The organism is Chitinophaga agrisoli (assembly GCF_008386695.1).
Taxonomy (GTDB): domain Bacteria; phylum Bacteroidota; class Bacteroidia; order Chitinophagales; family Chitinophagaceae; genus Chitinophaga; species Chitinophaga agrisoli.
This window is the reverse complement of the sequence record NZ_VUOC01000004.1, coordinates 3,462,156-3,478,422: the sequence shown is the minus strand read 5'-3', so window position 1 is coordinate 3,478,422 and position 16,267 is coordinate 3,462,156. Positions and strand designations below refer to the sequence as shown.

8 protein-coding genes are annotated in these 16,267 nt (G+C 49.9%); 7 read left to right on the top strand and 1 reads right to left on the bottom strand.

Annotated elements, in window-relative coordinates:
* The first annotated feature begins 13 nt into the window (after positions 1-13).
* From F0L74_RS32705 to F0L74_RS32695, 3 genes are read left to right on the top strand one after another with little or no spacing between them, the layout of a single operon-like run.
* Positions 14-5,833 carry an Ig-like domain-containing protein gene (locus F0L74_RS32705; protein ID WP_246197909.1) on the top strand — a complete coding sequence of 1,940 codons (5,820 nt, stop codon included), beginning with the start codon at positions 14-16 and terminating at the stop codon, positions 5,831-5,833.
* 2 nt (positions 5,834-5,835) lie between these two features.
* Positions 5,836-6,762 carry a PorP/SprF family type IX secretion system membrane protein gene (locus tag F0L74_RS32700; protein ID WP_149842068.1) on the top strand — a complete coding sequence of 309 codons (927 nt, stop codon included), beginning with the start codon at positions 5,836-5,838 and terminating at the stop codon, positions 6,760-6,762.
* A 7-nt stretch (positions 6,763-6,769) separates the two neighbouring features.
* On the top strand, positions 6,770-8,188 hold the full coding sequence (locus F0L74_RS32695; protein WP_188316260.1) for a tetratricopeptide repeat protein: 1,419 nt from the start codon (positions 6,770-6,772) through the stop codon (positions 8,186-8,188).
* Between the two features lie 338 nt (positions 8,189-8,526).
* Here F0L74_RS32695 and F0L74_RS32690 read toward each other — a convergent pair whose 3' ends face one another.
* The gene (locus tag F0L74_RS32690; protein ID WP_149842066.1) at positions 8,527-8,877 is read right to left on the bottom strand and encodes an SWIB/MDM2 domain-containing protein; all 351 of its coding nucleotides are present in this window, start codon (positions 8,875-8,877) and stop codon (positions 8,527-8,529) included.
* Positions 8,878-9,318: 441 nt separating this feature from the next.
* On the opposite strand from F0L74_RS32690, the gene F0L74_RS32685 reads away from it, so the two are divergent.
* The 4 genes from F0L74_RS32685 (at position 9,319) to F0L74_RS32670 (ending at position 16,222) form a co-directional block, all read left to right on the top strand.
* The gene (locus tag F0L74_RS32685) at positions 9,319-9,828 is read left to right on the top strand and encodes a DinB family protein (RefSeq protein ID WP_149842065.1); all 510 of its coding nucleotides are present in this window, start codon (positions 9,319-9,321) and stop codon (positions 9,826-9,828) included.
* Between the two features lie 482 nt (positions 9,829-10,310).
* Positions 10,311-13,313: a SusC/RagA family TonB-linked outer membrane protein gene (locus F0L74_RS32680; protein ID WP_149842064.1), complete on the top strand. Its 3,003-nt coding sequence runs from the start codon at positions 10,311-10,313 to the stop codon at positions 13,311-13,313.
* 143 nt (positions 13,314-13,456) lie between these two features.
* The gene (locus tag F0L74_RS32675) at positions 13,457-15,058 is read left to right on the top strand and encodes a RagB/SusD family nutrient uptake outer membrane protein (RefSeq protein WP_188316259.1); all 1,602 of its coding nucleotides are present in this window, start codon (positions 13,457-13,459) and stop codon (positions 15,056-15,058) included.
* Between the two features lie 78 nt (positions 15,059-15,136).
* The gene (locus F0L74_RS32670) at positions 15,137-16,222 is read left to right on the top strand and encodes a phosphatidylinositol-specific phospholipase C1-like protein (protein ID WP_149842063.1); all 1,086 of its coding nucleotides are present in this window, start codon (positions 15,137-15,139) and stop codon (positions 16,220-16,222) included.
* Positions 16,223-16,267: the final 45 nt, after the last annotated feature.

The following is a 16,267-nucleotide window of genomic DNA, read 5'->3' as shown; positions in this document are numbered from 1 at the left end:
TACGGCTAGTTTGGTGTTTAATTTATCTGCCGTTAACGATGCGCCGATTGCTGTACGGGATAGTGTAGGTGTTACAGAAGATGTAGCGGCTACTGGTAATGTGCTGACCAATGACAGCGATCCTGAAGGTGATGGTCTGACTGCATCCCTGGTAACAGCTCCTGTAAATGGTACGGTGGTTCTCAACTCGGATGGTAGCTTTACCTATACGCCAAATGGTAATTATAATGGTCTGGATAGTTTGAGCTATCAGGTTTGCGATAATGGTACACCGTCACTGTGTGATACGGCTAGTTTGGTGTTTAATGTGTCAGCGGTTAATGACGCGCCGATCGCAGTAAGAGATAGTGTGGGAGTTACAGAGGATGTGGCAGCTACAGGAAACGTACTTACTAATGACAGCGATCCTGAAGGTGATGGTCTGACTGCTTCCCTGGTAACAGCTCCTGTAAATGGTACGGTGGTTCTCAACTCGGATGATAGCTTTACCTATACGCCAAATGGTAATTATAATGGTCTGGATAGTTTGAGCTATCAGGTTTGCGATAACGGCACGCCGTCACTGTGTGATACGGCTAGTTTGGTGTTTAATGTGTCAGCGGTTAATGACGCGCCGATCGCGGTACGCGACTCTATCACTGTAACGGAGGACATACCGGCAACAGGCAATGTGCTGGCCAACGACAGCGATCCTGAAGGTGATGGTTTAACTGCTTCCCTGGTTACAGCACCTGTTAACGGCACGGTAGTCCTGAACTCGGATGGCAGCTTCACCTACACGCCTAACGCCAACTTCAACGACCTTGATAGCCTGATCTACCAGGTTTGCGATAATGGTACACCGTCACTGTGTGATACCGCTACTCTCATATTCAATGTCTTAGCCGCCAATGATACTCCTATCGCGGTACGGGACTCTATCACTGTAACTGAAGATGTGGCGGCCACCGGCAACGTGCTGACTAACGACAGTGATCCTGAAGGCGATGGTTTAACTGCTTCCCTGGTTACAGCACCTGTCAACGGCACGGTAGTCCTGAACTCCGATGGTAGCTTCACCTACACGCCTAACGCCAACTTCAACGGCCTTGATAGCCTGATCTACCAGGTTTGCGATAATGGTACACCGTCACTGTGTGATACGGCTACTCTCATATTCAATGTCTTAGCCGCCAATGATGCTCCGATCGCGGTACGGGACTCTATCACTGTAACTGAAGATGTACCGGCCACCGGCAACGTGCTGACTAACGACAGCGATCTTGAAGGCGATGGTTTAACTGCTTCCCTGGTAACAGCACCTGTCAACGGCACTGTAGTCCTGAACTCCGATGGTAGCTTCACCTACACGCCGAACGCAAACTTCAACGGCCTTGACAGCCTGATCTACCAGGTTTGCGATAATGGTATACCGTCACTGTGTGATACGGCTACTCTCATATTCAATGTCTTAGCCGCCAATGATGCGCCGATCGCGGTACGCGACTCTATCACTGTAACGGAGGACATACCGGCAACAGGCAATGTGCTGGCCAACGACAGCGATCCTGAAGGTGATGGTTTAACTGCTTCCCTGGTTACAGCACCTGTCAACGGCACTGTAGTCCTGAACTCCGATGGTAGCTTCACCTATACCCCGAACGCTAACTTCAACGGTCTTGATAGCCTGATCTACCAGGTTTGCGATAATGGTACACCGTCACTGTGTGATACGGCGACTCTCATATTCAATGTCTTAGCCGCCAATGATGCTCCGATCGCGGTACGCGACTCTATCACTGTAACGGAGGACATACCGGCAACAGGCAATGTGCTGACTAACGACAGTGATCCTGAAGGCGATGGCCTGACGGCCTCGTTGGTGACAGCTCCAGTCAACGGCACTGTAGTCCTGAACTCCGATGGTAGCTTCACCTATACACCTAACGCCAACTTCAACGGCCTTGATAGCCTGATCTACCAGGTTTGCGATAATGGTACACCGTCACTGTGTGATACCGCTACTCTCATATTCAATGTCCTAGCCGCCAATGATGCGCCGATCGCGGTACGGGACTCTATCACCGTAACAGAAGATGTACCGGCAACGGGCAACGTGCTGACTAATGACAGCGATCCTGAAGGTGATGGTTTAACTGCTTCCCTGGTTACAGCACCTGTTAACGGCACTGTAGTCCTGAACTCCGATGATAGCTTCACCTACACGCCTAACGCCAACTTCAACGGCCTTGATAGCCTGATCTACCAGGTTTGCGATAATGGTACACCGTCACTGTGTGATACCGCTACTCTCATATTCAATGTCCTAGCCGCCAATGATGCGCCGATCGCAGTACGTGATTCCATCACTGTAACGGAAGATGTACTAGCAACTGGCAACGTGCTGACCAACGACAGCGATCCTGACGGTGATGGTTTAACTGCTTCCCTGGTTACAGCACCTGTCAACGGTATGGTAGTCCTGAACGCCGACGGTAGCTTCACCTATACCCCTAACGCCAACTTCAATGGCCTTGATAGCCTGATCTACCAGGTTTGCGATAATGGTACACCGTCACTGTGTGATACGGCTACGTTAATATTTAATATATCCGCCGCCAATGATGCGCCGATCGCAGTACGTGATTCCATCACCGTAACAGAAGATGTACCGGCAACGGGCAATGTGCTGACTAATGACAGCGATCCTGAAGGCGATGGTCTGACGGCTTCTCTGGTAACAGCCCCTGTAAATGGTACAGTGGTCCTGAACGCCGATGGTAGCTTCACCTATACCCCGAACGTAAACTTCAACGGCCTTGATAGCCTGATCTACCAGGTTTGCGATAATGGTACACCGTCACTGTGTGATACGGCTACTCTCATATTCAATGTCTTAGCCGCCAATGATGCTCCGATCGCGGTACGGGACTCTATCACCGTAACAGAAGATATACCGGCAACCGGCAATGTGCTGACTAACGACAGTGATCCTGAAGGCGATGGTTTAACTGCTTCCCTGGTAACCGCACCTGTCAACGGCACGGTGGTCCTGAACGCCGACGGCAGCTTCACCTATACCCCGAACGCTAACTTCAACGGGCTGGATAGCTTGATCTACCAGGTTTGTGATAATGGTACCCCGTCACTGTGTGATACCGCTACTCTCATATTCAATGTCCTAGCCGCCAATGATGCGCCGATCGCAGTACGCGACTCTATCACCGTAACTGAAGATGTGGCGGCTACCGGCAATGTGCTGACTAACGACAGTGATCCTGAAGGCGACAATCTAACCGCCTCTCTGGTAACCGCACCTGTCAACGGTACAGTGGTCCTGAACGCCGACGGCAGCTTCACCTACACACCGAACGCAAACTTCAGCGGTCTTGATAGCCTGGTCTACCAGGTTTGTGATAATGGCACACCGTCACTGTGTGATACCGCTACCTTAATATTTAACGTATCCGTCGCCAATGATGCACCAATCGCCGTACGTGACAGTCTGAACGTGACAGAAGACATCCCGGCCACTGGTAATGTGCTAACCAACGACAGCGATCCGGAAGGCGATAACCTAACCGCTTCCCTGGTAACCGCTCCGGTAAACGGCACCGTAATCCTGAATGCCGATGGCAGCTTCACCTACACGCCAAACGCCAACTTCAGCGGTCTGGATAGTCTAATCTACCGGGTTTGTGATAACGGTACCCCATCACTGTGTGATACCGCTACCGTAATATTTAACGTATCCGCCGCCAATGATGCACCGATCGCCATACGTGACAGCCTGAACGTAACAGAGAATACGCCTGCCACCGGTAACGTCCTCACCAACGACAGTGATCCTGATGGCAACAATCTAACCGCATCCCTGGTAACCGCTCCAGTAAACGGTACCGTGGTACTAAATGCAGACGGCAGCTTCACTTACACGCCAAACTATAATTACAGCGGAACGGACAGCCTCATCTACCAGGTATGCGACAACGGTACGCCATCACTTTGTGATACCGCTACCTTAATATTCAATATATCCGCCGTAAACATCGCGCCGATTGCCGTAAGGGATACTATCAACATAACAGAAAACACAGCTGCCACCGGTAACGTGCTCACCAACGACAATGATCCTGATGGCGACGATCTAACCACCTCCCTGGTAACCACCGCTGTCAACGGGACGGTAGTCCTGAATGCAAACGGTAGCTTCACCTACACGCCTAACACTAACTACAGCGGCGTAGACAGCTTCATCTACAGGATCTGTGACAACGGCATCCCATCCCTGTGCGATACCGCCACGGTAATAATTAACATATCTGCCGTTAATGAACCGCCTATCGCCGTAAACGACAGCTTCAGCATACGTACGCAACAGCAGTTAATCGGTAATGTGCTCACCAACGATACAGATCCGCAAGGCGGCAACCTCACGGCATCATTGATCAGCGGCGTTACACATGGCACATTGCAGCTGAACGCTAACGGCAGCTTTACATATACGTCTACGGGCAGCTTTACCGGTATTGACAGCTTCATATACCGCGTATGCAGCGCCGGGCCGGCTCCGGTTTGTGATACCGCTACGGTGTACATCACGGTAACGCCGCCGCCGGCTAATAGTGCTATTGGCGCAGCGCTCACGGTAAATACGCCGGCATTGCAGCCGGATGGCAGCTACCGCGTAACCTTTACATTGCGGATAGGGAACTACGGCAATACCCTGTTAGGCGAGCTGCAGGCGCTTTATAATCTGCGTAACGCATTCCCGCTGCCAGTAGGCTTCCGCCTGGTAAATGTGAGCGCAAACGGTACGCTTCTTATTAATCCGGCTTATAATGGTACTACAGAAACGAACCTGCTGCTGCCATTAAGCACACTGGATGTTGATAGCAGCGGTCTGGTGACCATCGTACTGGACCTCACGTCTAATGGCTCGTTTGGTCCATTCCAGAGCAGTGTGACAGTCAGCGCGGTGGATAGCGCCGGCACGGTGGTAACGGATATTACAGATAACGGTACCAACCCGGATCCGAATGATAACGATGTGCCCAATGAGCCGGGCGAAAATACGCCAACCCCGCTGGCGCTGCCGGTGCAGGCACTGGTGGGGCTGGCCAAGGCTGCCGGTACCCCCACGCTGCTCATTAATGGAGATTACCAGGTGACATACACTTTCGTGGTCCGCAATATGGGTAATGTAGCGGTGAATAACGTACAGGTGAATGATGATCTGTCTGCCGTGTTTACGCCGCCGCTTACTTACCGGCTGGAAGGTAATGTGCGTACTACGGGTGGGCTGCAGGCCAATAGCCAGTATAACGGCGTGAATAATACCGCGCTGCTGGCAGATGGCAGCACAGTGGCAGCAGGCGCCAGCGACACCATACAGCTGACGGTAGTGATAACGCCCAATAAACAGTTCGGCACATATAATAATAGCGCCAGCCTTACGGCGATAGGCGCAGTGACCGGCAATGGCCTTACAGATCTGTCTGTAAATGGCCTGGATGTAGACCCGGATGGCGATGGCAATCCGGATGAGAATACGCCAACGCCGGTAGTGTTGGCGCCCACCAGGATCAGGATACCGGAAGGCTTCTCGCCCAATGGAGATGGTAAGAACGATAAGTTCGTGATCGGTAACGTAGGAACTGATAAGATAAGCCTGGAGATCTATAATCGTTGGGGTAATGTAGTATTCCGGGATGATAACTATAAGAATACATGGGATGGTAAATGTAACCAGGGTACTCACTTTGGTGAGGAAGTACCGGATGGTACCTATTATTATATCATCATACTGAATGGAACAGAGCGGTTTGTAAACTATATCACAATAATGCGTTAGTTATGAAATATGCATATCTGATGCTGGGGTGCCTGTTGCTGGCCAGCATCGAAACAAAGGCGCAGCAGGATGCGATGTATACGCAATACATGTTTAACATGATGGGAGTAAATCCCGCATATGCCGGCAGCCGGGGCATCCTGAGCGCTACCGCCATGTACCGGCGGCAATGGGTAGGAGTGGAGGGTGCGCCCGAAACAACCACCATCTCCTTTGATATGGCCACGCGTGATAATAAGATCGGCCTGGGTATACAAGCGTTCAATGACCAGATAGGGATCACAAAGACCACCGGTTTTTATGCCACTTATGCCTACCGGATCCGGTTTGAGGATAAAGGCTCGCTGGCTATCGGGCTGCAGGGAGGCATCAGTAACTACAGGGCCAACCTCACCAAGGTGGATCTGATAGATGGCGGTGATCCGGCATTTGCGCAGAACATCAACGCCCTCCTGCCTAGTTTTGGAGCAGGTATCTATTATAATAGTGACCGCTTTTATGTAGGCTTCTCTGTGCCCAACCTCGTAAAAAGCTACCTGCGCAAAGACCAGATCTATTATGTGGCCGATGTGATCGCCAAAAAGTATATGCACTTTTTCTTTATCGCCGGATATGTGTTTGACCTGGGAGAGAACTTTAAGCTAAAGCCTTCCACCCTGGTAAAAGCAGTACGGGGCGCGCCCATACAGCTGGATGTGAATGCCAACCTCTGGATAAAGGACATTGTGGCGGTAGGCGCTTCGTACCGTACCGGCGATGCGGTGTCCGGGCTGCTGGAAATACAGGCTACCAACCAGCTGCGTATTGGTTATGCGTATGATCATACGGTGTCCAACCTGGTAAAATATAACCAGGGCACGCATGAGATCATGCTGCGTTATGAGTTCGGATGGGAAAAAGGGAAAGTATTATCTCCCCGCTATTTTTAAAGGCATTATGATGAAGTATTGCTATTACCTGCTGCTTTTCTTAGTTTATATGCTGCCACACAGCGTACAGGCGCAGCGCAGCACCCTGATCACCAAAGGCGATAAAGCCTATGTATCCCTGCGTTATGCAGATGCCATTGCTTATTACCTGCCGGCCATCAGCAGGGATTCCTCTAATAATAAGGTGATGGTAAACCTGGCAGACAGCTATTACAGCACCCAGCAATATGGACAGGCGCTGCACTGGTATAAAAAGATCATACAGGCCGGCGCGGCGGATGACCTGGCCCTGTTCCGTTGTGGACAGTTGCTGGCCATGCACGGGCGCTACCAGGAGGCGGCCGCCCAATACCGGCAATACCTGGCCAAAGGTCACGCGGATACTTTACTGGAACAAACGGCTGCCTTGTATGAAACGGGCATGTCCTCATTATACCGGGATACGGCAACGGTAACAAGCTGCCTGCTGAATATCAGCAGTGGCTATGCAGATTTTTCCCCGGCATTTCACCGTTACGGGATGATGTTTGTATCTGACAGGCCCTATCTGCAGCCTTTTAAACGGTCTAACGGGTGGAATGGCGGCGCTTTCCTTGCGTTGTATAGTATACAGGACACCGCCCGGATAAAGGATGTGGTACTGCGCACCGCAGAACTGGAGCAAGTGTTGTCATATGCGCCCACAGATGTATATAATAAGGATAATAATACTATCAGCAGTAATGACAGCCGGGTAGTTGGCGCTGATCCTAAATTTAATTACATACCAGTGGATAACCAGCTCTCAAACCAGATGGTAACGCGTTTTGATGCCAGCTTAAGTGGCCGTTACCATGTGGGGCCGGCTGCCTTCACCAGACAGCAGGATACCCTGGCCGTTACCTATAATAATCCCGGTAAAAGCGGTAAGGATGGCATCAGCCGCCTGGAGTTGCGTTTCTTTAAAGCCACCCGCGACGGGTGGAAAGCCCTGGCAGATTTTCCTTATAACAGCCCGGATTACAGCGTTGGCCATCCTGCTTTTGTGCCCGGCGGACAGGCCCTGTTCTTTACATCTGATATGCCCGGCGGGCTGGGAGGGAAGGATATCTGGTATTGCCTGCGTACAGACAGGGGCTGGAGCCAGCCCCGTAATGCAGGTCCACGGGTGAATACTGCCGGCAACGAGATGTTCCCCTATGTGGCGCCTTCCGGCATATTGTATTTTTCATCCGATCGCTGGCCGGGCTTGGGTGGATTGGATATCTTTTATGTGCCGCTGGATGATCAGCATCACCCCGCAAGTGCTCCTCAAAATGCCGGCGCTCCTATGAACAGCGCCCGGAACGATTTTGGCGTGCTGCTGTTTAACAGTGGCATTGAGGGGTACTTTAGTTCTGACAGAAGAGGGAATGATGATATTTACAGGTTTGGGCCCAAACGGTAAGACACTGGCGCCCACGCGTACAAAAACGGGCGCTTTCCATCCCGCGGTTCATAGTTCAGCGCTACATATCATCCAAAGTACTAATCATCTCACAGGACTCGCTGTTGATAATTCCTTCTTCCACCCCCTCCACTACCAGACTATCTGGTCATTCGATATGTCCCACAGCTGATATCCCTGTTCCCAATACGATCGATTCGTTATCAGGTCATCTGGTTCATCCAATCTCACAATCCAGTCCAAAAAACACTAAGGCGGACGCCTCCACCCCGGCGCCTGACAGTGGCCTGTCAAAAACCAGGTGGATGCCTCCGCCTCCGGAAAAAACGAACGCCGGATTATTTTACGTGCTTGCTGACTACCTTGGCCAGGTCAAACATTGATATTTGTTTCTTGCCTTCAAACAGCTCCTTCAGCTTATCGTCTGCATTGATCATTCTCTTATTCTGTGTATCCTGCAGGCCTTTTGCCTTGATATAATCCCAGATTTTTTTGATGATCTCTGTTCTTGGCAAAGGCTGTTTGCCTACCACTTCTGCTAATGCAGGACTTGGCGTAAGGGGAGCCTTAAGGCCGGTGCTGGAACTCCCGGCCGCCTTTTTCGCAGCCGCTTTTTTAGGAGCAGCCGGCTTGGCCGCTTTAGTAGTGGTGGTTGTCTTCGTGGCGGCCGTCTTAGCAGTTTTTGCCATAGCGTTTTAAATTTAAGCGTTAAAAATTGTGATAAACTGTAAATCGTAAAAAATGGGGATAGCTGGACCTTAACTTTTGCTACCTGACTCTGTAGCTTAAATTATGCCAAACAGTGCATTATCTTAGATATTACACATAATCGTTATCTTATACGGGAAGACTAACCTCCGCTTACGTAACCGGGCTGATGAGCGATATGTTTCTATGGAGCCGGTTATCCACCCCCAGGGTGGCATTTCGCAGCAGCGGCATCGGATCCTCCGTTAAAACATTGATCAATATCCGTTTACTTCTACATTACAACCGATTTTTTCATTTTTTGTTGCGACGGTTCCACAAAAATTAAAAAAATAACCCCCATGATGCTGACATAGGGCTGTCACACTCCCGCTTTTACTTCGTATTGTAAAACGATCCTACCACTTTAAAACCTGTTAAAAATGACAAATAACATCATCCAGGAACCGCAGCAAGTGATCTTACCGGAAGAACTGCTCCTCCACTGGCAGGGCCACCGGCAGCTTACCCGCAGGGTTATTGAGGCATTTCCGGAGCACGAATTATTTCATTATTCGATCGGCGGTATGCGCCCGTTTTCCGAAATGGCGATAGAGCTCATCTCCCTGGCCGCAGCCGGCATACAGGGCATGGTTACCGGTAGCTGGCGGGCCACTGGCGAACTGGATCACCACGCCGGGCAATCCCTGCCCGGCACAAAAGCTGAGATCCTGCGTCAGTGGGACCTGGTCACACAGGAGATCAACCATAGCTGGCTGCAGATCCCCCTGGAACGGTTCCAGGAACTGGATATGGCTTTTGGCCAGTATGAAGGCCCTATCATCCGGATCATGCTGTACTGGGTAGATAACGAGAACCACCACCGCGGACAGGGATATGTATACCTCCGCTCCCTGGGAATAGAACCACCGCCTTTCTGGGACCGGTATTAAATGTGACCGGTGTTAAAATAGCTGCTGCCTGGCGCCGCCCCATGGATCATGAGGCGGCGCCAGGCTTTGTTTTAGTTGCCGGCAGATGGCGTTGATCATATGAGTTGGCCCTGGCATCCGTTTGCTATATCGTTATAATCAGTAGCCTACTATATAGCAGTATTCGCTAATATATGCTGTTGCTTACGGGATTTCGTATAACCATACTATTATAGTACACATTAATAAAGCATACCCCTGCTGAAGAAAAGTTCACCTCAGTGTCACTTACACATTTATCAACAATTTTCACCGCGCTGTCACAACACCTCAATACGAAAAAATACACAGCATTTCGTTACTCTTTTTTAAAATAGTCACCCCAAAAACTAAACGATCCCTGCAATGTAAACTAATTGTTAAGGCTGGGGGATGCGTCAACGACACACGTATTACGTTCGGGGGAATCAACTCATAGCCATCCTTAACAATTTAAAATGACAATGAAAAAAATGTACGCTTTATCATTAAGGCCATTTTGTCGTACGGTAACCAAAGCTACGCTTATGCTGCTTTGGGCATTGCTGTTAGGAGTAACATCATTTGCCCAGAGAACAGGCGGTATCCTGAAGGGGACCGTTACAGACGAAAACAATGCACCATTGCCCGGAGTAACGGTTGCCGTAAAAGGAACCAACCGTGGTACCACTACCAACGCCAACGGCGCTTACTCTATTTCAGTGAACAATGAGGATGTAATTATCTTCTCGCTCATGGGTTCTGTTCCCAAAGAGATCAAAGTGGAAGATAAAAAAGCGATCAACATCACGCTGCTGACCGATACCAAACAGTTAAAGGATGTGGTGGTGATCGGTTATGGTACTTCCAGCAAAAAAGATGTAACGGGGTCTATTACCTCTATTAAATCAGAAGAGTTTAACCAGGGTGTACTGACTACCCCCGCGGAACTGCTGCAGGGTAAAGTACCTGGTTTGAACGTAACTAAAAGCGGTGACCCGAACGCTGCTCCCTCTGTAGTATTAAGGGGCCCTTCTACCATCCGTACCACCGGTGGCGCTATGGAGCCATTTTATGTAATTGACGGTGTGCCCGGCGCTTCTATCGATCTGCTGGCCCCCGCTGATATCGAGAGCATCGATGTATTAAAAGACGCTTCTGCTACTGCTATTTATGGTTCCCGCGCTGCCAACGGTGTCATCATGGTAACCACCAAAAGAGCAAAAGCCGGTCAGGCCCGCCTGACCTATAACGCTTATGGCGCTATGGAAGAAGTATCCAAACAAATAGACATGCTGAGCGCAGACGAACTGCGTGCTTACGTGAAAAAACAGGGTCAAACGATACTGCCGGGCCTCAATGATGACGGCTCCAGCACCAACTGGCAAAAACTCCTGGAAAGAAAAGGTTTTTCCCAGAGCCATAACATCTCTTTCGGCGGCGCTAACAATAATACCGACTATGGTGGAAGCGCTACCTACCTGAAAAATGACGGTATCTTGAAGAACACTTCCCTGGAGCGTACTACTGTAAGAGGTTACCTCGCCCAGCGTTTCTTTAACGACCGCCTGAAACTGGGTGTTACCATCACCAACAGCCATACTAAGAGCGACGATGTGCCGCAACAGTACGTACTGCCCGGCATGCTGTTCTACTTACCTACCGTAAGCCCTTATAACCCGGATGGTACCTATAAGGAATACTACGCCAGAACTGGTGACGGTACCTTAAACCCGCTGTCCCTCATCAATAATAACACCATTCATATTGATGATAACAAGACCATGCTGACTGGCCTGGTACAGGTAGAGATCCTGAAAGGTCTGCGGTATACCTTAACTGGTACTACCCAGCGCGATGAGAATAACTACAGCAGCTACTTAAATAGCCAATCCGGCCTGGCCCAGAACCAGAATGGTGTGGCCAACCGTAAATCATACCTGAATACCAGCACCGTGTTAGAGTCTTACTTTAACTATGACCGCGAGTTTGGTAAACACAGCGTGAAATTACTGGGCGGTTATACCTTCCAGCAAGACCGCTCAAACGATGGTTTTGGTCTTACTACCCAGGGTTTTTCCAACGATGCCCTGTCTTATAACAACCTGTACCTGTCCAACCCGACCGGGCTTTCACAGGTTCCGCTGGACAACAACCCGATCTCTACTTTAAGGCTGATCTCTTACTACGCCCGCGTGCAGTATTCTTATGCAGATAAATACCTGTTCCAGGCTTCTTTGCGTAATGATGGTTCTTCTGCTTTTGGTATTAACAACCGCTGGGGTTACTTCCCCGCAGTTTCTGCCGGTTGGAACATCACCAGCGAAGACTTCATGAAGAATATATCCCTGATCAACAACCTGAAACTGAGGGCAGGTTACGGTGTATCCGGTAACAGCACTGGTTTCAATGCCTTCACCGCCCTGCTGGTATATGGTACTACCGCTAGTCCCAAGTTCCTGTATAACGGTAATATCACCAACTCCATTGGCTTTGTACGTAACGAAAACCCGGACCTCAAATGGGAAAGCACCTCTACTGCCAACTTTGGCCTGGACTTCGGTATCCTGAAAGACCGTATCAGCGGTTCTGTGGATTACTATATCAAGAAAACATCAGACCTGATCTACGATCAATACCCGGTTTCTGCTACCCAATACGTAGTACCTGTTTATACAGCTAACGTGGGCAGCATCAAAAACAGCGGTATAGAGGTGGTATTGAATGCCGTACCGGTAAAAACTAAAGACTTTACCTGGAAAACTTCATTGAACTTCGCGCACAACAAGAACGTAATTGAAAGTATTTCCAACAGTACATACCCTATCAATTTCGTGCAGACCGCCAGCCTGGGTGGACAGGGCCAATCTGGCAACTATAGCCAGATCATCAAACCTGGTTATGCTTTAGGTACTTTTAACCTGTGGCACTATATGGGTAAAGATCCCAACGGTGTTAGCACCTTCCTGGACGCAAGTGGTAAAACCATTGCTGCCCAGCCGCTGACCACCGATGCCCGTATTGCCGGTAACGCTCAGCCTGCGCTGATCTACGGTTGGTCTAACAATTTCTACTATCACAATTTTGATCTGAACTTCCTGGTGCGTGGCGTAACCGGTAATAAGATACTGAACGCTACCCTCGCGGCCATGAATAACCCGCAAGGTTCCCCCAGGCAGAACATTCCCCGTTTTACGCTGGGTGAGTCTTATAACGACAAATATGCATACCTGATCTCTGACCGTTTCTTAGAAGACGGCTCTTACCTGCGTATGGATAACGTTACCCTGGGTTATACTTTCAAACCGCATACCCAGTATATCAAGAGCCTGCGCCTGTATCTGTCCGGCAACAACCTGTTCGTGATCACCAAGTATCGCGGCGTTGATCCGGAGATTAACATCGGCGGTGTTACACCGGGTATTGATAACAAAAACTTCTATCCGAAAACACGCACTTACATGATTGGGGTGTCTGCTTCTTTCTAATGGAATGAGGGGTTATTCAGAAAAACATAAATTAATCAAGGGATGAAGCCGGCACGATTAAAATAATTATTAGGCATACAGGCGAATGATTATTTTAATCGTCTAAGGCTCCATCCGGCCGATAAAAAAATAAAAATGAACGGATGAAAAAGATATCAATATTAATAATACTTGCCGGGTTGGTTGCTTTTAGCGCCTGCCGCAAGCTGGACGTGGGTGTGGAGTCACAGTACGTAACATCCAACTTCCCCCAGACGGCCCGCGACTATCAGGCTCTGATAGGTACCATGTATTCCAACCTCTCCTCCAGCTACGCCGTTACCTACTGGCGTATGCAGGAGCTTAGCACAGATGAAGCGATCCTTCCGGCCAGGCAGGGTAACTTTGATGATGGTGGCCAATACCGTCTGATGCACTATCATACCTGGACATTTGATCACCCGTATGTAAATGGTATCTGGCAGTGGGGCTTCGGTGGCGGTATCACCAACTGTAACCGTCTCCTGGATGTTGTTTCCAACGCCACCAAGCTGGATGACGCCACCAAAGCGTCCTTTATACTGGAGATCAGGGCTATGCGCGCACTGTACTACTATTTTATGATGGATACCTATGGTAACGTGCCCATCATGAAAACTTACCAGTTAGACAGCTTGCCCACTACACAGCCCAGGGCTGAAGTGTTCAAGTTCATTGAATCTGAGTTAAAAGACCTGGCGCCCAAACTGCCCGCCAAAAATGGCAAGGATAACACCCTGCAGTACGGCCGTCCTACTAAAGGCATGTGCTATGCGTTACTGTGTAAGATGTATCTGAACGCTGGGGTATATACCGGTACCAACCGTTATACAGAAGCAGTAGCGATGGCAGATAGCGTACAGGCTAATCCTAATTACAGCCTGGATGCCCGTTACCGCGATATCTTCTTGCCTAACAACGGCCCGCAGATCAATGAAACCATTTTTGCCGTTCCTTACGATCAGCAGATTGGCGGTAACCAGTTCACCCGCTTTGGCTTCTACTATTACATGGTACAGGCTTACGGCTTTAGCGTTGGTTTAAGTATCGCTATGAGCACCACGCCTGAGTTCTATGCCCGCTTTAACCTGAATAACGACTTCAGGACCCAAACCTGGCTGGCAGGCAAGCAATACTATCCGGACGGTACAGGTGGCTTTACCAATCAGCCGATCTTCTATCCTGATAGCCCGAACGTGCAGATCGAGATCTTTAAAGACCTGGTACTGGAGAATGGTTCCACCATGGACCTGGGTAACACCCGCCGCGCGCAGGCTTCCGGTGTACGTTCTATCAAATACTACCCGGATCCTACTACCACTGCCGCTACCCGTCTGAACGCCAATGACGTTCCGGTATTCCGCCTCGCAGACGTGCTGCTGATGAAGGCAGAAGCCATTCTGCGTGGCGCAACGGCTACCACTGTAAACGGCGCCCTGCAAACGCCGGATTATATCGTGAACCTGATCCGCCGCCGTGCCGGCGCTACCGACGTAGCATCTGGCACTACCCTGGAGAGCCTGCTGGACGAACGCGCCCGCGAACTTGCCTGGGAAGGATGGCGCAGGAATGACCTGATCCGTTATGGCCTGTTCGAAAAGGATTATCCCCTGCCGAATGAGACCATCCACATGGACAAATCCGACTACCGCCGTTTATTCCCGATCCCCATCAATGAGATCCGTCTGAACACGAACCTGAAACAAAACCCAGGTTATCCGCAATAGTAGAATTGTTTGTATATTATATCATCAAACAGCCGGTCCCGTTACCACGGGGCCGGCTGTTTTTAAAAAATTACAATAATGAAAGCGTTTTTAGGTTTAGCCCTCATACTGGCACTGCCGGTAACAAAAAAAGACCTGCCGGATGACCTGCACATTAACCGTATACAGGTGATCGGCTCCCATAACAGCTACAAAAAAGCGATTGATCCTGCGCTGTTCAAAATGTTCCAGCAAAAGGATTCCGCTGCCGCCAGCACGCTGGATTATGAGCACATCCCTTTTTCCGCACAGCTGGATATGGGCCTGCGCAATATGGAGATTGATGTGTATGCAGATGAAAAAGGAGGCCGCTGGGCGCATCCTAAAGGGCTGGATTGGGTGCCCAATCAGGCGCCTTATGATGCAGAAGGTATGAATGAACCTGGTTTTAAGATATTTCACGTACCTGATCTGGACTTCCGCAGCCAGGCTTCTACTTTAAAGATAGCTTTGCAGCAGCTTCGCGCCTGGTCTGAAAAACATCCGGACCATAGCCCGGTATTCATTACGCTGGAAGTAAAAGGCGGCGGCGAAAATCATCCCAACCTTACCGCTGCGGAAGAGATAACACCTAAAACTTTTGACGATCTGGACAGGGACATCCGGGAGTACCTGGGCGAAGCCCACCTGATCACCCCGGATATGGTAAGAGGCAACTACAATACCCTGGAAGAAGCCGTACAGCACGATAACTGGCCTACGCTGAAAGCCGCTAAAGGCAAATTCCTCTTTATCCTGGACGATCACGCTAAAAAAAGGGATATGTATATTGCCGGGCATCCTTCCCTGAAAGGCCGTGTGTTATTTGCTAATGCAGAAGCAGGCACACCGGAAGCTGCTGCCATGATCCGCAATAACCCTAACGATCCGGCTATAAAAGACTTGGTGGCAAAAGGATATATTATCCGTACCAGGGCTGATTCTGATACCAGGCAAGCCCGTGTGAATGACAGATCTGGTTTTGAGGCCGCCTGTGCATCCGGCGCGCAAATCATCACCACAGATTATTACCTGAAAAGCACCCATTTTAAATCAGATTATGTGGTAAGCTTTGAAGGCGCCGGCAGCAAATACGTTCGGATGAACCCTGTGAGCGGCGGTAATGCTACCGCAGGCAACAAATAGTTAGTGCCGGAGAAGCACGCGGAACGGCCCTTGTATACAACCAGG

Excerpts from the sequence above, each read along its gene's own strand:
- F0L74_RS32700 (WP_149842068.1), top strand. The coding sequence starts at position 5,836 with ATGAAATATGCATATCTGATGCTGGGGTGCCTGTTGCTGGCCAGCATC.
- F0L74_RS32695 (WP_188316260.1), top strand. The coding sequence starts at position 6,770 with ATGATGAAGTATTGCTATTACCTGCTGCTTTTCTTAGTTTATATGCTG.
- F0L74_RS32690 (WP_149842066.1), bottom strand. The coding sequence starts at position 8,877 with ATGGCAAAAACTGCTAAGACGGCCGCCACGAAGACAACCACCACTACT.
- F0L74_RS32685 (WP_149842065.1), top strand. The coding sequence starts at position 9,319 with ATGACAAATAACATCATCCAGGAACCGCAGCAAGTGATCTTACCGGAA.
- F0L74_RS32680 (WP_149842064.1), top strand. The coding sequence starts at position 10,311 with ATGAAAAAAATGTACGCTTTATCATTAAGGCCATTTTGTCGTACGGTA.
- F0L74_RS32675 (WP_188316259.1), top strand. The coding sequence starts at position 13,457 with ATGAAAAAGATATCAATATTAATAATACTTGCCGGGTTGGTTGCTTTT.
- F0L74_RS32670 (WP_149842063.1), top strand. The coding sequence starts at position 15,137 with ATGAAAGCGTTTTTAGGTTTAGCCCTCATACTGGCACTGCCGGTAACA.